The organism is Nonomuraea sp. 10N515B, from assembly GCF_052245915.1.
In the GTDB taxonomy this organism is placed as follows: Bacteria; Actinomycetota; Actinomycetes; order Streptosporangiales; family Streptosporangiaceae; genus Nonomuraea.
Window position 1 is genome coordinate 275,876 of sequence record NZ_JBQQBQ010000005.1, and the last position, 19,885, is coordinate 295,760.

At 70.0% G+C, this 19,885-nt stretch carries 16 protein-coding genes; 8 read left to right on the forward strand and 8 right to left on the reverse strand.

From position 1 onward, the window contains the following. Positions 1–133: 133 nt before the first annotated feature. Positions 134–1,471 (forward strand): sensor histidine kinase, encoded by a 1,338-nt coding sequence (locus ACTWQA_RS09680; protein ID WP_443158920.1) that lies wholly within the window; start codon positions 134–136, stop codon positions 1,469–1,471. Then, positions 1,468–2,127 (forward strand): response regulator, encoded by a 660-nt coding sequence (locus ACTWQA_RS09685; protein ID WP_305919273.1) that lies wholly within the window; start codon positions 1,468–1,470, stop codon positions 2,125–2,127. Before ACTWQA_RS09680 ends, ACTWQA_RS09685 begins: the two co-directional genes overlap by 4 nt. A 2-nt stretch (positions 2,128–2,129) precedes the next feature. Here ACTWQA_RS09685 and rhaS read toward each other — a convergent pair whose 3' ends face one another. The 5 genes from rhaS to ACTWQA_RS09710 all read right to left on the reverse strand — a co-directional run bounded on the left by rhaS (position 2,130) and on the right by ACTWQA_RS09710 (position 7,876). After that, positions 2,130–3,194: a rhamnose ABC transporter substrate-binding protein gene (gene rhaS, locus ACTWQA_RS09690; RefSeq protein WP_305919272.1), complete on the reverse strand. Its 1,065-nt coding sequence runs from the start codon at positions 3,192–3,194 to the stop codon at positions 2,130–2,132. 11 nt (positions 3,195–3,205) lie between these two features. After that, positions 3,206–4,231 (reverse strand): ABC transporter permease, encoded by a 1,026-nt coding sequence (locus ACTWQA_RS09695; protein ID WP_443158921.1) that lies wholly within the window; start codon positions 4,229–4,231, stop codon positions 3,206–3,208. Next, entirely contained in the window at positions 4,221–5,261 is a 1,041-nt protein-coding gene (locus tag ACTWQA_RS09700; RefSeq protein ID WP_443158922.1) for an ABC transporter permease, read from the reverse strand. Before ACTWQA_RS09700 ends, ACTWQA_RS09695 begins: the two co-directional genes overlap by 11 nt. After that, the gene (locus tag ACTWQA_RS09705) at positions 5,258–6,772 is read right to left on the reverse strand and encodes a sugar ABC transporter ATP-binding protein (RefSeq protein WP_443158923.1); all 1,515 of its coding nucleotides are present in this window, start codon (positions 6,770–6,772) and stop codon (positions 5,258–5,260) included. The genes ACTWQA_RS09700 and ACTWQA_RS09705 overlap by 4 nt, the downstream gene beginning before the upstream one ends. 126 nt (positions 6,773–6,898) lie before the next feature. Next, complete coding sequence (locus ACTWQA_RS09710; RefSeq protein ID WP_443158924.1) at positions 6,899–7,876, reverse strand: AraC family transcriptional regulator; 978 nt, start codon at positions 7,874–7,876, stop codon at positions 6,899–6,901. 89 nt (positions 7,877–7,965) lie between these two features. On the opposite strand from ACTWQA_RS09710, the gene ACTWQA_RS09715 reads away from it, so the two are divergent. Then, a complete protein-coding gene (locus ACTWQA_RS09715; protein ID WP_443158925.1) occupies positions 7,966–9,633 on the forward strand; it encodes an alcohol dehydrogenase catalytic domain-containing protein in 1,668 nt (555 codons plus the stop codon). Here the strand turns inward: ACTWQA_RS09715 and ACTWQA_RS09720 are convergent. Then, positions 9,630–10,874, reverse strand: coding sequence for a mandelate racemase/muconate lactonizing enzyme family protein (locus ACTWQA_RS09720; RefSeq protein ID WP_443158926.1), 1,245 nt, complete (start codon positions 10,872–10,874; stop codon positions 9,630–9,632). The genes ACTWQA_RS09715 and ACTWQA_RS09720 overlap by 4 nt on opposite strands. Before the next feature lie 123 nt (positions 10,875–10,997). On the opposite strand from ACTWQA_RS09720, the gene ACTWQA_RS09725 reads away from it, so the two are divergent. The 5 genes from ACTWQA_RS09725 to ACTWQA_RS09745 all read left to right on the forward strand — a co-directional run bounded on the left by ACTWQA_RS09725 (position 10,998) and on the right by ACTWQA_RS09745 (position 17,191). Then, positions 10,998–12,347 (forward strand): ABC transporter substrate-binding protein, encoded by a 1,350-nt coding sequence (locus tag ACTWQA_RS09725; protein ID WP_327585368.1) that lies wholly within the window; start codon positions 10,998–11,000, stop codon positions 12,345–12,347. A gap of 6 nt (positions 12,348–12,353) precedes the next feature. Further along, the gene (locus tag ACTWQA_RS09730) at positions 12,354–13,217 is read left to right on the forward strand and encodes a carbohydrate ABC transporter permease (RefSeq protein ID WP_443158927.1); all 864 of its coding nucleotides are present in this window, start codon (positions 12,354–12,356) and stop codon (positions 13,215–13,217) included. Next, positions 13,214–14,035, forward strand: a complete 822-nt coding sequence (locus ACTWQA_RS09735) for a carbohydrate ABC transporter permease (RefSeq protein ID WP_443158928.1) — start codon at positions 13,214–13,216, stop codon at positions 14,033–14,035. The genes ACTWQA_RS09730 and ACTWQA_RS09735 overlap by 4 nt, the downstream gene beginning before the upstream one ends. Before the next feature lie 23 nt (positions 14,036–14,058). Beyond that, positions 14,059–16,284 (forward strand): hypothetical protein, encoded by a 2,226-nt coding sequence (locus ACTWQA_RS09740; RefSeq protein ID WP_443158929.1) that lies wholly within the window; start codon positions 14,059–14,061, stop codon positions 16,282–16,284. Between the two features lie 79 nt (positions 16,285–16,363). Further along, entirely contained in the window at positions 16,364–17,191 is an 828-nt protein-coding gene (locus ACTWQA_RS09745; RefSeq protein WP_305919261.1) for a FadR/GntR family transcriptional regulator, read from the forward strand. Between the two features lie 31 nt (positions 17,192–17,222). Here ACTWQA_RS09745 and ACTWQA_RS09750 read toward each other — a convergent pair whose 3' ends face one another. Beyond that, the gene (locus ACTWQA_RS09750) at positions 17,223–17,978 is read right to left on the reverse strand and encodes an SDR family NAD(P)-dependent oxidoreductase (RefSeq protein WP_443158930.1); all 756 of its coding nucleotides are present in this window, start codon (positions 17,976–17,978) and stop codon (positions 17,223–17,225) included. A 130-nt stretch (positions 17,979–18,108) separates the two neighbouring features. Continuing rightward, positions 18,109–19,767, reverse strand: coding sequence for an alkaline phosphatase D family protein (locus ACTWQA_RS09755; RefSeq protein WP_443158931.1), 1,659 nt, complete (start codon positions 19,765–19,767; stop codon positions 18,109–18,111). Positions 19,768–19,885 lie beyond the last annotated feature (118 nt).

A 19,885-nucleotide genomic window follows, 5' to 3' on the forward strand; every position in this document is an offset into this window, starting at 1 on the left:
AGGCAGACTAGGCATCCGGCGTGGCTGTGGTCGTCACGCGGCGGAGCGATCTCCGTCGTCGCTGGCGGCAGCTACGGGGGGTCCCTCGTGTGAGGGATGCCAGGATGCGGCGGGGACCGTGACAATGGCTTTCGTGGAGCGCGCGCGAGACCGGGGCTGGACCTGGCGAGGACACCGGGACCTGGCCGTCGGAGTGCTGCTTGCACTGCTCGTGCTGCTCGCGCTGGCCGAGTCGATCGGAGGGGGCAGCGAGACGCAGCCGGTCATTGGCCACACGGTGAGCGCCCCGGCCGGCGAGGCGGCGCCGGTGGAGGCCGCCTTCGGGCCGCGCACCGGCGGCGGCGACCCGCCTCTCAACATCATGATCTTCGCGTTGCTCGCCCTGGCCACCACGCTCCCGCTCCCGCTGCTGTGGTCGCAGCCGCTCGTGGCCGCCGTCCTGATCTGCATGGCGAGTGTGTTGTCGATCACGGGTTTCCACACGCTGACCGTGGCCGGCCTGATCGCGCAGCTGATCGCCGCCTACCGGTGCGGCCGCCATGGGCCGCCGATCCCGGCTGTGCTCGTCACCGTGCCGTTCCCGATGCTGGCCTTGGCGCTGGAGCTCGCCGGCGCGACAAGCGGCGGCCAGGTCTGGGTCCTGACGCTGCTGGCGGCCTGCCTGGCCCCTGCGGCCGCGCTGGCCGGGATCGCCCGCCGGGCCCGAGGCAAGGCCATGGCCGACACCGCCGCGCGGCAGGTGGTCGCGGACAGCCTGCTGGAGCACACCGCCCGTGGCGAGCGGGCCCGCATCGCCCGGGAGTTGCACGACGTCGTCGCCCACCACATCTCCATGGTCGCGGTGCAGGCGGAGACCGCCCGGCTGGCCGTCCCAGGGATGCCCGATGCCGGCGCTGAGCGGCTGCTGGCGATCGGCGACACTGCCAGGGCGGCGCTGACCGAGATGCGGCGGCTGCTCGGCGTGCTGCGCGAGGACGCGCAGGCGGAGGCGACCTGGCAGCCGCAGCCAGGCCTGCGGCTGCACGAGCTCAACGAGTTGCTTGACGAGTCACGCGAGGCGTCGGGTGCCGGGACTCGGCTGATACTCCGCGGCGCGCCGGTCGAGCTGGATCCGGGGGTGGAGCTGGCCGCGTACCGGATCATCCAGGAGGCGCTGACCAACGCGCGGCGGCACGCGCCCGGTGCGGCCGTGGACGTGGAGTTGCACTACGCTGACGACGCCCTGCGGGTGACGGTCCGCGACAACGGGCCGGGACCGTCCGGCGGCAACCAGGCCGGCCATGGCCTGGCGGGTATGAGGGAGCGTGCCGTGGCCGTGGGCGGCGAATTGCGGACCGGACCCGCGCCCGGCGGCGGCTTCCTCGTCGAGGCACGCCTGCCCGGAAAAGACGCCGACGACGCGTCCATGACCGGCAACGCCCCCGTGACCGCCAACGCCCCTGTGACAGGAAAGGACGCCAGCGCCTCATGATCCGTGTGGTCATCGCCGACGATCACCTGGTCGTCCGGACCGGGTTCGCCGAGTTGCTCGACACCCAGCCGGACTTCGAGGTCGCCGGGACCGCAGCCGACGGGGCAGAGGCGGTGCGGATCTGTCGGGAGCTGGCCCCCGACGTCGTGCTCATGGACGTGCGCATGCCGGGTATGGGCGGGATCGAGGCCACCAGGCAGCTCGCCGGAGCCGGTGCGGACGGGCCGCGGGTGCTCATCCTGACGACGTTCGACCTGGACGAGTACGTCTACGACGCGCTGCGCGCCGGAGCCAGCGGCTTCCTGCTCAAGGACGTCACCGCCGAGCGGCTCTTCGACGCGGTACGCGTGATCGCCGCCGGCGAGGCGCTGCTGGCGCCGGCGGTCACCAAGCGGCTGATCAGCGAGTTCGCCCGCCTCGGCCCGAGATCGCAGGCGCCCGCGCTGTCGACGCTGACGCCGCGCGAGACGCAAGTGCTCCGGCTGGTCGCCGAGGGGCTGTCCAATCCGGAGATCGCGGTCCGGCTGGTGGTCACGGAGGAGACGGTCAAGACCCACGTCAGCCGGGTCCTGAACAAGCTCGGGCTGCGCGACAGGACGCAGGCCGTCGTCACCGCGTACGAGACGGGCCTGGTCGTGCCGCGCAGCCGGTCATGAACTTAGAAATCGAAGTCGTCGATGTTGTCCTTGTTGAACACGGTCGGCTTGCCGAGCAGCACCTCGCCCTTGGCCCCGATCGTGTACTCGCCGAGCTTGCCCGCCTTGAACTTCTCGCCCTCGGCGCCGGTGATCTGCCCGGAGGCCAGGGCGGCGCCCGCGTACGAGGCCAGGTAGCCCAGGTCGGCCGGGTTCCACAGCTCGAACCCGTCGATCGTGCCGTCCTTGACGAACTTGCGCAGCTGGTTGGGCGTGCCGAGCCCGGTCAGCTTGACCTTGCCCTTGTACGGCGAGTCCGACAGGTAGCGGGCGGCCGCCGCGATGCCGACGGTCGTGGGCGAGATGATGCCCGCCAGGTCCGGGTACGAGCGCAGCAGACCCTGGGTCTCGGTGAAGGACTTCTGGTCGTCGTCGTTGCCGTAGGCGACCTTGACCAGCTCCATGTCCTTGTACTCGGGCTTCTTGAGCTCGTCCTTCATGAACTCGATCCAGGTGTTCTGGTTGGTCGCGTTCGGCGTGGCGGACAGGATGGCGATCTTGCCCTTGTGGCCGATCTGCTCGGCCAGGAGCTGCACCTCCGTACGGCCGAGGTCCTCGGGGCTGGCCTGGTTGACGAACACGTCCCGGCCCTCGGGGGCGGTGTCGGAGTCGTAGCTGACGACCTTGATGCCGGCGGCCCTGGCCTGCTTGAGCGCGGGCACGACGGCGTTGGGGTCGTTGGCGGAGATGACGATGGCGTCCTGCTTCTGCTGGATCAGCGTGTTGATGTAGGACACCTGCGAGGAGGCGCTGGCCTCGGACGGGCCGACCTCCTTGCCCTCGCCGCCGAACTCCTTGGCGGCCTCGACGCCGCCGTTGTCGGCGATCGTGAAGTACGGGTTGTTCACCTGCTTCGGCAGGAAGGCGATCTTCAGTCCCTGCTTGAGCGGGGCGTTCGGGTTGGCCGCGGCCGACGACGCGGCGGTGGCCGGGGCGGAGGACTGCTGCTGTTGCACGTCGGTCCTGGTGGTGCCGCCGCACGCGGCCGTCATCAGGACGAGCCCGGCCAGGAGTGCTGTATGACGCATTCCCATTTTCATCATGGGGACTTCCCTTCCATTTGTAGTGATGTGCGCCGTCGCCAGACCGCCCCCAAGTTAGGCGCCAGCACGGACGCGACGAGGAGCAGGCCCGTCACGAAATTGAGCACCTCGTTGGCCACGTCCGCCAGGATCAGCGCGTTGCGGACGACGCCGAGGAGCAGGACCGCCATGAGGACGCCGGGCAGTGAGCCGCGGCCGCCGAAGATCGACACTCCGCCCAGCAGCACGGCGGCCACGACGGCCAGCTCCAGGCCGACGCCGTTGTCGGCACGTGCGCTGGCGTACCTGAACGTGTAGACCAGCGAGGCGAGCGAGGCCATGACCCCGGAGGCCACGAACAACCAGAACTTGATGCGCTTGACCCGGATCCCGGAGAAGTACGCCGCCTCCTCGTTCGAGCCGAGCGCGAAGATCGACCGGCCGAGGCCCGTCGCGTGCAGCACCACGGCGGCCACCGCCGCCAGCAGCGCCACGAGCACCGTCATCAGCGGCACCGGGCCGATCGAGGCCGTCGCCAGGCTCGTGTAGGCCGGCGGCAGGTCAGCCACCGCCTGGTCGCCCAGCATCACGTACGCCAGGCCGCGGAACAGGGCGAACGTCCCGATCGTCACCGCCAGGGAGGGGAGGCCGAGGCGGGTGACCAGCAGGCCGTTGAACGCGCCGCACAGGGCGCCGACCAGCAGGCAGATCGGCATGATCGCCTCGATCGGCAGCCCGGAGTTCCACAGCCAGCCGAGCACGGCGCAGGACAGGCCGAGCGTGGAGGCCACGGACAGGTCGATCTCGGCGGCCACGATGACCAGGGTCATGGTCAGGGCCATGAGGGCTATCTCGGTGGTGTCGAGCAGCAGGAACGAGACGTTGGAGCCGTTGGCGAACCCGTCCACGCCCAGCGACGCCCAGACGACGACGCCGACGAGCAAGGCGAGGATCAGCGTCTCCCACCGGCGGAACAGATCAGTGGTCGCCGACTGGCGGAGCCGGTCAGTGGTCGCCGACTGGCGGAGCCGGTCAGTGGTCATCGTGGAACCTCCGGCGGCGGAGTGCGGCGGCCACCCGCAGGGCGAGCAGCCGGTCGAGGACGATGGCGGCGATCAGCAGGGCGCCGTTGATGGCGGTCTGGGCGAGTGCGTCCACCCGGAGCACGGCCAGCGCGCTCGTGATGCTCGCCAGCAGCAACGCCCCCAGGGCGGCCCCGTAGACCGTGCCGCCGCCGCCGAAGATCGCCACGCCGCCCACCACGACGGCCGCGATCACGTCGAGCTCCTTGCCGGTGGCCACGGTGGCGTCCACGGTGCCGAAGCGGGCCGCCCACATGACGCCGGCGAGCCCTGCCAGCGCGCCGTTGGCGACGAACGCCGCCATGATCCGCCGCTGAACCCGGATCCCGGCCAGCACCGCGGCCTCGGGGTTGGAGCCGATGGCGTACAGTTCGCGGCCGGCGCGCAGGTTGCGCAGCATCCAGCCGACGACCAGCAGGACGATCAGGGCGACCAGCGCGAGCAGCGGCATCCCGAGCACCGAGCGCGAGCCCAGGGACAGGAAGCCGTCGGGCATGTCGGCCGCGTTGACCTGCCGCCCGCCCGCCCAGGCGTAGTCGATGCCGCGGAAGGCGTACAGGGTGCCGAGCGTGGCCACCAGGGCGGGCACCTTGGCCACCCCGACGAGCAGCCCGTTGATCGCCCCGCAGGCCGCGCCGAGCACCACGCAGCCGGCGATCACGATGGGGATCGGCACGCCGGGGTTGTCGGCGAGGACGAGCGCGCCCCCGAACGCCGACAGCCCGACCACCGAGCTGACCGACAGGTCCACGTTCCGGGTGATCACGACGAGTGTCTGGCCGACGGCGAGCATGGCCACGATGGCGGAATTGAGCAGGATGTCGCGCAGGCTGCCGTAGGTCAAGAAGCTCGGGTTCACCGCCCCCGTGACGCCGAACAGGGCGGCGAGCGCGACCAGGATGCCCAGCTCTCGCACCCGCGCGACAATGTCGACGAGCCGCCGGCCGCCGTTGCGCGTGGCGCTCACGGGCCGGGTCGCGGTGGCGGTCATCCGAGATCCCTCCTTTCAGTGGTGGTCCTTCCGGTCGCGGCGGCCATCACGTTCTCCTCGGTGGCCTGCGCGCGGTCGATCTCGGCGACCAGCCGTCCTTCGTGCATGACCAGCACCCGGTCCGCCATGCCCAGCACCTCGGGCAGCTCGGACGAGATCATCAGCACCGCCACCCCGGTCCCGGCCAGCTCCGACAGCAGCCGGTGCACCTCGGCCTTCGTGCCCACGTCGATGCCCCGGGTCGGCTCGTCCACGATGATCACCGACGGCTTACGGGCCAGCCACTTGGCCAGCACGACCTTCTGCTGGTTGCCGCCGGACAGCACGTTCACCGGGTCCGTCAGCTGGGCGAACTTCAGTTGCAGGCGTACCGCCCAGTCCTTGGCCCGCTGCCGCTCGGCGAGCCGCGAGATCAGCGGCCCGCGGTGCAGGGCGGCCAGCCCGGCCAGGCCGATGTTGCGCTCGATCGACAGGTCCATGACGAGCCCCTGCTGGCGGCGGTCCTCGGGGACCAGGGCCAGACCGGCGGCCATCGCCGCCGTGGGGCTGGCGGGCCGCAGTCGCTTGCCGTCCACCTCGACGCTGCCGGCGTCCCACCGGTCGATGCCGAACACGGCCCTGGCGACCTCGCTGCGCCCGGCTCCCACGAGCCCGGCCAGCGCGACGATCTCGCCTCGACGCACGTCGAACGACACGTCGGTGAAGACGCCCTCGCGGGTGAGCCTGCGCACGCTCAGCGCCACCGCGCCGGCGGTCGTCTCCTGCTTGGGGAACAGGGCCTCCAGCTCCCTGCCCACCATGCGGCGCACCAGGTCGTCGGGCGTGATGTCGGCGATCAGGTCACTGGCGACGAAGCCGCCGTCCCGCAGGGTGGTGACCCGCTGGCACAGCTCGAACATCTCCTCCAGCCGGTGCGAGATGAACAGCAGCGCGCACCCCTGCTCGCGCAGCGCCTTGGCGACGCCGAACAGCCGGGCGACCTCCTTACCGGACAGCGCGGCGGTCGGCTCGTCCATGATGAGCACCCTGGCCTGCCGCGACAGCGCCTTGGCGATCTCCACGAGCTGCTGGTCGGCGATCGACAGACCGCGGGCCGGCTGGTCGGGGTCGAGCTGCAGGCCGAGCCTGGTGAACAACTCGGCAGCGCTCGCGCGCATGGCCCGCCGGTCGATGCCGAGGCGGCCACGGGGCTGGCGCCCCATGAAGATGTTCTCGGTGACCGACAGGTCGGGAAACAGGGTCGGCTCCTGGTAGATCACCGCGACCCCGGCCTGCTGCGCGTCGGCGGGACCGGCGAACTCCACCGGCGCGCCGTCCAGCAGGATCTCTCCGGAGTCAGGCCGGTGCACGCCCGAAAGGATCTTCACGAGCGTGGACTTGCCCGCGCCGTTCTCGCCGGCGAGGGCATGGACCTCGCCCGCATACAGTTCTAGAGAAACCTCGCGTACGGCCCGCACCGCGCCGAACGCCTTGCTGACCCATGAGAGGGACAGCACGGGAGTATCTGGCATGCCACACCCTGGCAAAATCGTTTTAATCGGTGGATGGAAAGTAAGGCAGTAACCAGGGGCGCGTCAATGCCCTGTTAAGGGCGGCTTTCCAGAAAGTTGCGATGTGTCCGGGCGTTACGCTGATTGTTACGTTTTAACAACAGCTCTGGTGGGAGCCGTGGGAGCCGCCGGCGCCGAGCAGGGGTTGCGGCGGTATCTACCGGGCGCCAGGCCGTACTGCCGCTTGAACGCGTTGGCGAACGCGAACTCCGAGCCGTAGCCCGCACGGACCGCGATCTCGCTCAGCGGCGCGTCCGACTCCCGCAGTAGCCGCCCCGCGCTCGACAGGCGCCACCAGGTCAGGTACGCCAGCGGTGGCTGCCCCACCAGGGCGGTGAACCGGCGCGCGAACGCCGCCCGCGACGACCTCGCACGGCCGGCCAGCTCCGCCACCGTCCACGGATGCGCCGGATCGCGGTGCATGGCGTCGAGAGCGGCGCTGATGCCCGGATCGGCCAGCGCCTGCGCCCAGCCCGAGACCGCACAGTGCCCGTGCTCGGCGTCGAACCAGGCCCGCAGGATGAACAGCAGCAGCATGTCCAGCAGCGACGAGACCACCGTGTCGGCGCCCAGCCGGGGGCGCTGGATCTCCGCGCCCAGCAACTCCACGGCCGCCCGCAGCTCCGGGTTGCCGCCGAGCCTGGCCGGCAGGTGGATCAGCGCCGGTAGGTCGTGCAAGATCGGATGGGTTTGGGTGGGGTCGAGCCGGTATCCGCCGCAAAGGAGGACCGTCACGGCGCCCGGGCCGCCGCCGGCCGACGCGGACGAGAACAGGTCGAGGTCCTCCGTCAGCGGGTCGCATTGCGGCTCGGCCACCGGCGTGGACGGGCTGTCGGCCATGGCGTAGCTGCCGCCGTGCGGGAAGAACACCACGTCCCCGACGGACAGCGCGATCGGCTCCTCGCCAGGAGGGAGCAGCCAGCCCGACCCCTGCAGGACCACCTGGAACCCGGCCGACCCGGGGACGTCGGGGAAGCGCTGGCCCCAGGGCGCGCGCCATTCGACGCGGGCCGAGCGGGGCCGTCCGGCGCGCATGACGGCGATCACGTCGCTGAGTACGTCCATAGCGTGACTCTAGCGTCTGAGACGATGACGTATTAATCTCAGATAACAACGCATTGGGCATCTCTCCCGGCATCTCTACGGTTGTGCCCATGAAGCGAGTCCTGGTGACCGGCGCGACCGGAACCGTCGGCCGGCACGTCATGGCGTTGTTGAAGGAAGCCGGGGCCGAGCCCCTGGCCCTGAGCAGGAGCACGGGTGATCTGACCGATCCGGCCACGATGCCGCTCGACGGGGTGGAGGCGGTGTTCCTGGTGTGGCCGTTCGCCACGGCCGAGGGGGCGCGGGCGGTGGTCGAGGCCGTCGCCGGGCGGGCCCTGCGTGTCGTTTACCTCTCGTCGGTGGCGCGGCGCGATCACGAACGCGAGGTCGAGCGGCTGATCGAAGAGTCGGGCACGGAGTGGACGTTCCTGCGCCCGCACGCCTTCGCGGCCAACGCCTTGCGGTGGGCTCGGCAGGTGCGGGCGGGTGCGGTGCGCGGCGCGTACGGGCAGGCCGCCGGCCCCGTGGTGCACGAGCGGGACATCGCGGCCGTGGCCGTGCGGGCGTTGCTGGACGAGGGGCACCACGGCGCGGCGTACGAGCTGACGGGCCCCGAAGTGATCACGCAGGCCGACCAGGTGCGGATCATGTCTGAGGTCACCGGGATACCCGCCCGCTGGGAGGAGATCCCGCTGGACCGCGCCCGCGCGGACCTCCTGGCCAGGGGCTGGCCACCTGAGGCGGTGGACGGCGTCCTCCAGGCCCAGGCCGAGGGGAGCCGGGTGCAGGCATCGGTCACCTCGACGGTCGAGGAGATCACGAAGAGGCGCGCGAGCACGTTCCGGCAGTGGGTGGCGGAGCACGCCGGCGAGTTCCGCATCCCTCCCGAGGCGGCGTCCACGATGCGGGCGGCACGTATCCACCGGTTCGGTGACGCCTCGGTGATCCGCCAGGACGAGGTTCCCACGCCCCGTCCTGGACCCGGGGAGGTACTCGTCGAGGTGGCGGCCACCTCGTTCAACCCGTCGGAGGTCGGCCTGCGCTCCGGGCTGCTCCCCGAGGTGTTCCAGGCGACCCTGCCGCACACGCTCGGCTGGGACGTCTCCGGCACGGTCGTCGAGACCGGTGCGGGCGTCACCACCCTGGCACCGGGGGATCGCGTCTTCGGCGTGGTGAGCGGCGCGGCGGCCGAGTACGTGACCGCCCCCGCGGACGTCCTGGTCAAGGCGCCGGAGAGCATTCCGCTCGCGGACGCGGCCGCCATCCCCGTGGCCGGGCTCACCGCCTGGCAAATGATCTTCGAGCACGCCCGCATCACGCAGGGGCAGCGCGTGCTGATCAACGGCGCGGGCGGCGGCGTCGGCCGGTTCGCCGTGCCATTGGCCAAGCTGGCAGGCGCGCACGTGACCGCCACGGCCGGCCCGCGCAGCGCCGATGCGGTGAGACGGACCGGTGCCGACGAAGTCGTCGACTACACCGAGGCTCCGCTGCCCGGCGGCATGGACGTGCTGCTGAATCTGATCCCGATCCCCGAGGACGCGGCCAAAGCTCTGGCCGGGCTGGGCCGGGTGATCGTCACCATCGCCACCCCCATCGAGGGCGGCACACATTTCGTGATGCGTTACGACCCCGGGCAACTGGGCGCGATGGCGGCCCTGATCGACGAGGGACGGCTCGCGGTGGAGGTCGCGGAGTCACACGCCCTGTCCGAGCTGCCCGAGATCCACCGCAGGGCGGAATCGGGCGACACGCACGGAAAAATCACGCTCTATCCCTAAGTGGTCTGCGGCGATCGGGCCAGCGGGAGGGGATGGGTGGTGCCGGTTACGCGGCGGCGTACAGTAGCGCTCTGGTCGAGATCGGGGCGGAGCCGCACTCCGTGGCCGGGGGCCGTTCCCGGGCTCAGCCGACCGGCGGAGATGTCCGGCAGGCCGGTGACAAGCTGCGGATACCAGCTGGAGTAGTAGGCCCTGGTGGTCTCCTGGATGAACACGTGCGGCAGCTGGACGGCCAGGTGTGCCGAGGCGCCCAGCACCACGGGCCCGCTGCAGTCGTGGAGCGTGAGGGGCACTTCGGCCGCGAGCGTGCGCTCGGCCAGAGCCAGGACCTCGCTGATCCCGCCACACCAGCCGAGGTCGGCGATGAGGACGTCCACCCCGCGCCGATCGAGCAGAGGGGCCACGGCCGTGCGGCCACCCAGCGTCTCACCGGCGGCGATCGGAACCGGGCTGGTCGCTCGGAGTTCGCCGAGCTCGGCGTAGCGATCCGGCCGTATCGGGTCCTCGACCCACAGGGGATCGAACTCCGCGAGCGCCGCCAGAATGACCCGCGCCACGGAAGGCTCCCACAAGCCGTGCAGCTCCACGAGGAGGCGCATGCGATCGCCGACGGCGTCGCGCACCTTGCGCAAGGGGCCGAGTCCGGCATCGAGGTCGGCCCGGCTGATCTCGCGTCCCGCCGAACGTTCGGCGTAGACGTCGAAGGGCCAGATCTTCATGGCCGACACCCCTTCGGACAGGAGATCCTCGGCCAGTCGGTCGGCGTGGTGGAGGAAGCCGTAGAGGTCCTCGTAGCGTCCTTCGCCGGCCACCCCCCAGTTGGCCGACTTCTGGCCGCTGGGGTGGCGCATGTAGTGCGGGCCCGCACAGGTGTTGTAGATCTGCACGTCGCTCCTGACGCGGCCGCCGAGCAGTTCGGCCAGCGGCAGGCCGGCCTCCTGGCCCATCGCGTCCCACAGTGCCAGGTCAATGGCCGACAGCGCGCGGACCTCGGCGCCGCTGCCCAGGTAGCCGACATAGCCCACCAGCTCCGTCAGCAGCGCCCGCAGCTCGTCCGCGTCCCGCGGCATGGCGCGCCCGACCAGGGCGGGCGCCAGAGCCTCGTAGAGGTGCGCCTCGGCCGCTGAGGCCCCGTAGTAGGTCTCGCCCAGCCCGACGATGCCCGACTCGAGGTGCACCTGAACCAGCAGCAGGTTGGGCAGTTCCTCGACGACGAGTGTCTCGATGCCTTCGATGCTCATGCATGTCTTCTTATCGGCCAGACTGGTCTGACCGCAACTCCTGGATGACGGTCGGCATGGTTGACGAAACCTCCCGTTTACCTAGATGGTGGTCTGACCGGTAAGCCCGCAAAGGAGTCTGCGATGACGTTGACGACACGTACGATCGCCGGCCTGGCCCTCATAGCCGCCACCGTGACGGCCTGCGCCCCTGGTGCCGCACCCACCGAAGCCCCCGACGCGGGCAAGGCCGTGTCCAGTGCGCTACCGACCGAGCCGGTCACGTTGACACTGAGCCACTTCGAGGAAGGTGGCCAGGGGAAGGCGATCGAGCAGCTGGCCGCCAAGTATCAGCAGCTTCACCCCAACATCACGATCAAACCGACTTACACGGCCTTCGCCGACTACGGCAAGAACATCAAGCTGCAGATGTCCTCGGAATCGGCGCCCGACATCGCCCAGGCGGGCCAGGCGCAGACGATGCAGGGCCCGCTGGTCCAGGCGGGCCTGCTCCGGCCGCTGGATGAGTACGCCAAGCTGTACGGCTGGAGCGAGCGGTTCAAGCCTGGCCTGCTCGACCAGGCCCGGTTCTCCAAGGACGGCAAGACCTTCGGCACCGGCGAGCTGTACGGCATAGCCTTGGGCGGCAACCTGGTCGGCATCTACTACAACCGGGACAAGCTCGCCAAGCTCGGCATCACCACCCCCTTCAAGGATCTCGCCGCCTTCCAGGACGCGCTGGCCAAGGCCAAGGCGGCGGGCGAGACGCCGATCCAGCTCGGCAACCTGGAGGCCTGGCCGGGCAATCACGTGCTGTCCGACCTGATCGCTCAGTACGAGCCGCACGAGAACGGGCTCAACTGGGTCTACGGCCGCAAGGGTGCCACCTTCGACAGTCCCGGTGTGCAGCAGGCCACCAAGACCCTCGCGGAATGGGCCAAGGCCGGCTACATCGACTCCTCCGCCAACGGCACCTCCGACAGCGACGGCGTCGGCAAGTTCATCAAGGGCAAGGGCGTCTTCATGGTCTCCGGTAGCTGGAACCGGTCGCGTATCGACGAGAACATGGACGGCAAGGCAGGATTCACCGCGATGCCGCCGGTCAAGGCCGGTGACCCGGTCCGCGCGACGGGCGCGACCACCTCGCCGTTCAGCATCTCCGCCAAGACCAAGTACCCCGACGTCGCCGCCAACTTCATCGACTTCATGACCCGGCCGGAGAACGCGGCCACGCTCTTCCAGGGCGGTTACCTGCCCGTCGCCGAGCGTGACGCGGGCGAGCCCAAGGCGGGCAGTGCCCAGGAGGGTTTGGTGGAGACCTGGCAGCAGGTTCTCGCCGACGACGGGCTGGCGCTCTACCTCGACTGGGCGACCCCGTCGATGGGCGACACCCTCTTCCCCGCGGTCCAGCAGCTGATCGCCGGTAAGACGACGCCGGACAAGCTCATCTCCACGGTCCAGGAGAACTGGGCCGACGAACGCGGTAACGGCTAGGGCGATATGAGGGCCAACTCCAGAGTCGCCTACCTGTACATCCTGCCCGGTTTCCTGGTCTTCGCGCTGTTCGTTCTGGTGCCGCTGGGGCACACCGCCTGGCTGTCGCTGTACGACTGGGACGGCATCACCCTCGGCACCTGGACCGGGCCGGACAACTACACCGAGCAGCTGGCCGATCCCGACGTCCGCACCGCTTTCAGCCACTCGATGGTGTTTCTGTTCTTCTTCGCCGCGCTGCCCGTCGGCCTGGGACTGGTGCTGGCCTCGGTACTGTCGCGGTTCCGGCTGCGTGGGCTGGGCTTCTTCCGCACCGTGATCTTCCTGCCTCAGGTGGTGACCGCGGTGGTGGTCGGCATCGCGTGGCGGTGGATGTACGCCGACGAGGGGACCATCAACCAGCTGCTGTCCGCGGTCGGCCTGGACGGGCTGGCCCGCGCCTGGCTGGGTGACTTCACCTGGGCGCTGCCCGCGCTCGGGCTGGTCGGCACCTGGGTGATGTCCGGGCTGTGCATGGTGTTGTTCCTGGCCGGCATCAGCAAGATTGACGCCAGTCTGTACGAAGCGGCCCGCGTCGACGGAGCCGGACCGGTCAGGGAGTTCTTCGCGGTGACCTTGCCAGGACTCAAGCAGGAGATGGCCGTGGGGCTCACGCTCACCACGATCGCAGCGCTGCGCTCCTTCGACCTGGTCTACGTCACCACCGGTGGCGGCCCGGGCAACGCCACCAACGTCCCCGGTTTCGAGATCTACAAGCTGGCCTTCCGCCAGGGGGCCGTGGGCGAAGCCTGTGCGGTCGCCGTGATGCTCACCGTGCTCATCTTCACCGTGGTCCTGTTGATCACCCGGTTGCTGCGGGAGAAGCTGTGAACGCCCGTTTCGAACGGCTCGGCGCCTACACCTTCCTGTGCCTGTTCGCCCTTGCCGTAGTGCTCCCCCTGTTCAGCATCCTCTCGGTCGCCCTGCAGCCCCAAGGGGCGCCGGTCGCCGGCCTGAGCTGGCCAGACGATCCGCAGTGGGGCAACTTCGCGCGGGCGTGGACCACCGGTTCCTTCGGCGACCTCATCACCTCGAGCGCGATCGTCGCGGTGGTGGTGGTCCCGGTCGCGACGGTGCTGTCGATCATGACCGGGTACGCCTTCGGCACCATGCGGTTCCGCGGCAGCACCCCGCTGTTCTACGTGATGCTGATCGGCATCGTCATGCCGTACGAGGCCACCGTCGTGCCGCTCTACTACGACCTGCGCCAGTTCGGTCTCACCGACAACTACCTGGGCCTGATGCTGCCCGAGATCGGGTTGTCGGTGTCGTTCGGCACGTTCTGGATGCGGGCCTTCTTCCTTTCCACGCCCCGCGCGCTGATCGAGGCGGCCCGCATGGACGGCGCCAACTCCTTCACCGTCCTGTTCCGTATCTTGCTGCCTGTCGCCCGGCCCGCCGTCACCACGCTCATGGTCCTGTTCTTCGTCTGGAGCTGGAACGAGTTCCTGCTGTCGCTGGTGCTGCTGCAGGATCCGGCCGTCCGCACCGCGCCCGCCGGCCTGGGCCTGTTCGTCGGCCAGCGCACCACCGACGTCGCCGGCCTGTCGGCCGGGGCCCTCATCGTCACCGTCCCCGTCGTCCTCGTCTACCTTTTCCTGCAACGCCATGTGATCCGCGGCATGCTGCAGGGCGCCGTCAAGGGCTGACCCTTAGAAGGAAGGCTCCGTACGTGTCCCACGCCATCGACTTCCGGTTCGCGCCTCCCTCGCGCTGGACAGCGATCTGCCTGCCCGACGACCCGCACAAGACCCTGGTCCGCGAGGACGGCGCCCTGCTCTACGGCTTCACACAGACGCACCTCGCGGCCTGGCACTTCGCCACCGTCGTGGAGTTCTCCGCCCAGACCGCCGACCGGCCCGTGTCGGTGACCCAGTGCACCGAGTCCGCCGCACGCCCCATCGTGGTCACCACCATGCGCTACCCCCGGCTGGAGCTCACGCTGACCGCCTTCGCCCACGAGCACGACGGCTTCCGCGCCGATGTCGTGATGTGGGAGCTGACGCACATCGGCGACGACGGCGAGGTGCTCACCGGACTGCACATCGACCACCACGACCGCGACGCGGTGCTGACGGGTGGCACGACACCGTTCCACGTCGCCTACTCGGTGGCGCCCGAGCAGGCTCCTGTCCAGCCGATCTGGATGGACGACACCGCCGAACAAGACGGCACGCCGCTCGGCCCTGTCGCCCTGGTCCACCGGCCGCAACGGCTCCATCTCGCCCACCCGACCGGATTCCACCCCGCCACCGGCCTTGACGTCACCCCCGAGATCCTGCGACCAGGCGGGCGGACCGGCGGGGCACTGGTCCTGCCGCAGCCGGCCGTGGCCGAGACGCCCGCCATCGCGGACCTGGCCTGGGCCGAGGCCGCCCTGACCCGTGCCCGCGCCTTCTGGGACGAGCTTCCAGCGCTACGGCTGCCGATCACCGTGCCCGATCCGGCCGTGCAGGACCTGCTGGTGGCCTGCGTGCGCAACCTCCTGCAGGCGCGGGAGATCCGCGACGGGCTGCCGGTGCCGCAGGTCGGCGCCACGGTCTACCGCGGCTTGTGGATCGTCGACGGCCATTTCATCCTGGAGACGGCCCGCTACCTCGGCTTCGCCGCCGACGCCGACGCCGGTGTGCGCGTCCTCCTGCGCCGGGTCAGACCCGACGGCTCCATCACCGGGTTGGAGCTGGCACCGCACATCAAGGAGACCGCGATCGCGATCGCGACGCTGGTGCGGCAGTCAGAGCTCAGCGCCGACCCGCGCGGCGCGCTCAGCTCGCACTGGCCGGTGGTGCTGCGCGCCATCGACCACATCGCCGACCTGCGTCGCCAGGCCGACGCGTTGCCCGTCGGTCACCCGCTGCACGGCCTGATGCCGCCGGCGTTCGCCGACGGAGGCGTGGCAGGCGTACGGGCGGAGTACACCACCACGCTGTGGACGCTCGCGGGGCTGCGCGCCGCGGCCAGGGGAGCGACGATGCTCGGCCGCGCATCCGATCGCGACGCGATTCACGCGCAGTACCTCCAGTTGCGCGCCAACTTCGACAAGGCGGCCCGCCGACACCGCGAGGAAGGACTCGCGTACCTGCCCATGATCCACCCGGAGAGCGGCTCGCATCACTACCACGCGGGTCCCGTCGAGGCCGACGTGGCCGCATGGCATCGGATCCGGCCCGGCAGCGCCACGTGGGCGCTGTGCCAGGCCATCTGGCCAGGAGAGGTGTTCGAGCCCGGCGACCACGTGGTCACCGACCTGCTGGCGCTGTTCGACGCGCTCGATGACGAGCAGGGGATTCCTGCCGAGACCGGCTGGCTGCCCTACCGCGCCGTCTGGCCCTACGCCGCCTCGTTCGCCGCGCACGCGTGGCTGTACGCCGGCCGTGCCGACAAGGCGGTCGACTACCTCTACGCCTTCGCCAACCATGCCGCGCCCACCCGCGTATGGCGGGAGGAGCAGTCGCTGACCGCCACCGGCAACGGGCAGCTGTGGGGAGATATGCCGCACAACTGGGCCTCGGCCGAATTCGTGCGGCTGGTCAGGCATCTGCTGCTGTTCGAGCGGGACGACACACTCGAACTGCTGCCTGCCGTACCGGCTGGGTGGTTCGGGGCCGGTCAGACCATCGAGCTGGAGCGCAGCGCCACCCGCTTCGGGCCGGTCAGCCTGCACGTCACGACCGAGCACACGGACGTGATCACGGTCACCGTCCGCTACACCCGCCAAGGCGACAGCCACCCGGCACCGGACCGGCTGTCCCTGAGCCTGCCCCTTCCCGAGGGGACCGCGGAGCGGCCCACCGAGATCACCGTCGACGGCCGCGCGGTGCCGCCCGCCGACGGGCGGATCCCGCTGGCCACGGTCGACGACGTCACCGTCCGCATGACCTACCGTCGGCTACCATGATCAGGGGCGTTTGCCTCCGGCGGGGACGGGACATAGCATCCGGTCTGACCGCGCGGGGTGCTGTCGGGGAGGATCACCGGTGACGATTGACGCCGTTCCGCGTGACATGCTGTCCACCTATCTCGAGGACGCCCTGCTCACCGGGAAGATCAGCCCGGGCAGCCGGCTTCCCTCCGAGCGGCTGCTTGCCCAGCGTTTCGGGCTCAGCCGCCCCTCCGTCCGCGAAGTCATCAAGGAACTACAGGAGCGTGGGCTGGTCCGGGTCATTCCCGGGCGCGGCACGTTCGTACGCGAGCCGAGCAGCGTCGACAGCATCCGCCCGCTGGAGGCCTATTACCGCCGGCGCAACGCCACCCCGCGTGAGGTGACCGACGCGCGGATCATGCTGGAGACCCACGCCGCCGTGCTGGCCGCGCGAAACGCGACCGAGGACGATCTGACCGCGCTGCGCAAGATGCTGAGCGCCTTCGAGATGGCCGGGAATGTCGTCGAGAAGGCCCGCGCCGACATCGCCTTCCACATCCTCATCGCGCGGGCCGCCCGCAACTCCGTGCTGGAGGTGATGTTCCTGTCGATCGCTGGGCTCACCTTCGAATACATGCTGCGCAGCCTCGCCGACCCCACGATCGTCCGAGAGGGCGCTCCATACCACGACGACATCCTCGCGGCGATCGCCGACCGCGACACCGAACGGGCTCGCCGCGCCATGGAAGGACACCTGTCAGTGGCGCATTACCACTACGGCGAAGACCTTGACAAGGGGCTCGACACGCTCGCCCGCCGCGAGCTCACCCGGCTGATGGGGCCGGGTGTGTCACTCGACGGCATCATCGAATCGGTGCTGACCGCGCTCGACGGCCCTGACGACGACCTGCTGCGACTGGAGCCCAACTCCCGTCAGCGCTAGGGTCTGTTTCAAATTGATCTTCAACTCCTGGTCAGTCCTGGTTGAACAGCGAGCAGCCGCCGTCGGCCAGCAGGGTCGTGCCGGTGATGTAGTCGGCGTCGGGTGAGCACAGGAACGCGGCCACCCTGGCCACCTGCTCGGCGGATTGCGGAACTCCCAGCGGAATGGCCTGGGCGGCCCGCGCGGCGTAGGCGGGCTCGTTGTCGAACTGCCACTTGGCCAGCCCCGCGGCCACAATTCCCGGCGCGAGGGCGTTGACGAGGATGCCGTGCGGTGCCAGCTCCTTGGCCATCGACCGGGCGAGCATCGCCACGCCGGCCTTCGACGCGCTGTAGGCCGCGATCTCCGGCCACGGCACCGTGCCGACCCAGGATCCCGTCAGCACGATGCGCCCGCCAGATCCTTGGGCCACCATGCGCCGTGCGGACGCCTGGGCCGTGTGGAAGCAGCCGGTGAGATTGATCGCCAGCTGTTGTTCCCAATCCTCGACAGAGATCTCCAGGAACGGGGCGGATTTGACGACGCCGGCGTTGGCGATGGCGATATCGAGATGTCCGACCTCGTCGACGGCGGCGTCCAGGGACGGCCGATCGCGCACGTCGGCCTGCACATAGCCCACCTTGCCGTGCGCGGATGCGGTGGCGATCCACGGGCCGGCCTCGGCCGGCGACTTCACGTCGAGGAGCGTAACGCGAGCTCCCCTGCGAGTCAGCTCGGCGGCCATCGCGGCACCGATGTCTCCTGCGCCACCGGTGATCAACGCGGAGCGTCCCGCCAGTACGGGCATGATCCATCCTCCTCTGGTTTGACCGGTAAAACCAGAATCCTATGCCGGAGAGGAGGTGTTCTCCCTCGAGGCCAGCCGGTGGGAGGCGCAGACTCGGAAGCACGCCGTCCCACCCGCCGGCCCGATGCGGTCAGCGTTGCGGTTGCTCGGCGAGATGGTCCAGCTCGCCGGCCACGTCCGGAATGGTCCGAACGCCGATCGGCGGGTTGTCCGCCGTCTGGTGCAGGCCGGGGTTGCCCGCCTCCACCGCGAACGACGCACGAGTCGAGATGGCCGCCCCCGGCCGCGTGACGTAGGGCACGATCCGGTAGTCGACGGTCAACGCCTCCGGAGTCGCCGTGGCGCGCACGTAGCCACGCTGAACGTTGTGGAACTTCAGGTGCGGATTGGCGGCGAGGAACGTCTGCCCGAGCCCGTCCTGGTCGGCGCCGTCCTTACCGGAGGCGATCGAGGTCCCGGCGAACTCCACGCCCATGACCGGAGAGTTCGGGTCGTCGAAGTCGGGCCTGAGCTCAGCCGCCAGGCTGCGGTGGATGTCACCGGACAGCACCACCGGATTGCGCACGTTGTGCTCCACCATCCCCGACAACAGCCGGGCGCGGGCGGAGGCGTAGCCGTCCCACAGATCCATGCCGAAGGCCTGCACGTCAGGACTGGCGTCGTGATCGAGCGGCGCCATGAGCAGTTGCTGCGCCAGCACGTTCCACGTCGTACGCGAGCGCGCGAGGCCGCCGAGCAGCCACTCCTCCTGCCTGGCGCCCAGCATCGTCCGGTTCGGGTCCAGCCGGTCCGCGCATCCGACGTCCAATCCGTCGCCGCACGGCTGGTCGTCGCGATACTGGCGGGTGTCGAGCACGTTGAAGGTCGCCAGCCGTCCGAAGGACGCGCGCCGATAGAGCCGCATGTCAGGCCCTCCGGGCATGGAGGCGCGACGCAGCGGCAGGTGCTCGTAGTACGCCTGAAAGGCGGCGGCCCGCCGTTGCAGGAAGACCTGCGGGTCCTGGTCGGGCTCGGTGTCGATCTGGGAGATGTCCTTGGCCCAGTTGTTCTCCACGTCGTGGTCGTCGACCGTCACCATCCAGGGGAACGCCGCGTGCGCGGCCTGCAGGTCAGGGTCGGTCCGGTAGAGGGCGTGCCGGTTGCGGTACTCCGTCAGGGTGAAGGTCTCCTTCAGGTACTGCTCGGGCAGGCTGAGCCCGCGCACCCCGCCGGTGGCGCCCACGCCGTACTCGTAGATGTAGTCGCCGAGGTGGAGGACCACGTCCAGGTCCTCCTGGGCCAGGTGCCGGTAGGCGGTGTAGAAGCCCTCGTACCAGCACTGACAGGAGACGAAGGCGAAGGCCAGGGCGCTCAGGTCCGCCCCCGGCGCAGGCGCGGTCTTGGTCCGGCCGACCGGGCTGATCTCGCCGCCCGCGCGGAACCGATAGAAGTATTCCCTGCCGGGACGCAGGCCGTGCAGCTCAACGTGCACGCTGTGCCCGAGCTCCGGTCTGGCCAGGCTGATCCCCTCGCGAACGACACGCCGGAACCGGTCATCGGCGGCGACCTGCCACTGCACCTGTACGGCCTGCTCTGGCATACCGCCGCGGCCGTCCACGGCGAGCGGCTCAGGAGCCAGCCTGGTCCATAACACGACCCCGTCGGGCGCCGGATCGCCCGACGCCACCCCAAGGGTGAACGGGGTGCTCGCGGCAGCCGCCGTTCCCGTCCCCGCCCAGCCCGGTATTGCGGCGGCCGAGCCCGCCACCAGTGTCGCTGTGAGGAATCCTCGACGGCTGTACCTGTTCATGCGCGAGCTCCTGTCGATCATGGGGTCTACCCCACCATGACTGCAGGAGCCGAAAGTGATCAAGAGGTTGAAATATCGTTGCTTTGTGCTAAATGAACGTCGCCCGCTGGGTGCACGA

Coding starts and splice junctions, on each gene's coding strand:
- ACTWQA_RS09685 (WP_305919273.1), top strand. CDS start 1,468: ATGATCCGTGTGGTCATCGCCGACGATCACCTGGTCGTCCGGACCGGG.
- rhaS (WP_305919272.1), bottom strand. CDS start 3,194: ATGCGTCATACAGCACTCCTGGCCGGGCTCGTCCTGATGACGGCCGCG.
- ACTWQA_RS09695 (WP_443158921.1), bottom strand. CDS start 4,231: ATGACCACTGACCGGCTCCGCCAGTCGGCGACCACTGACCGGCTCCGC.
- ACTWQA_RS09700 (WP_443158922.1), bottom strand. CDS start 5,261: ATGACCGCCACCGCGACCCGGCCCGTGAGCGCCACGCGCAACGGCGGC.
- ACTWQA_RS09705 (WP_443158923.1), bottom strand. CDS start 6,772: ATGCCAGATACTCCCGTGCTGTCCCTCTCATGGGTCAGCAAGGCGTTC.
- ACTWQA_RS09710 (WP_443158924.1), bottom strand. CDS start 7,876: ATGGACGTACTCAGCGACGTGATCGCCGTCATGCGCGCCGGACGGCCC.
- ACTWQA_RS09715 (WP_443158925.1), top strand. CDS start 7,966: ATGAAGCGAGTCCTGGTGACCGGCGCGACCGGAACCGTCGGCCGGCAC.
- ACTWQA_RS09720 (WP_443158926.1), bottom strand. CDS start 10,874: ATGAGCATCGAAGGCATCGAGACACTCGTCGTCGAGGAACTGCCCAAC.
- ACTWQA_RS09725 (WP_327585368.1), top strand. CDS start 10,998: ATGACGTTGACGACACGTACGATCGCCGGCCTGGCCCTCATAGCCGCC.
- ACTWQA_RS09730 (WP_443158927.1), top strand. CDS start 12,354: ATGAGGGCCAACTCCAGAGTCGCCTACCTGTACATCCTGCCCGGTTTC.
- ACTWQA_RS09750 (WP_443158930.1), bottom strand. CDS start 17,978: ATGCCCGTACTGGCGGGACGCTCCGCGTTGATCACCGGTGGCGCAGGA.
- ACTWQA_RS09755 (WP_443158931.1), bottom strand. CDS start 19,767: ATGAACAGGTACAGCCGTCGAGGATTCCTCACAGCGACACTGGTGGCG.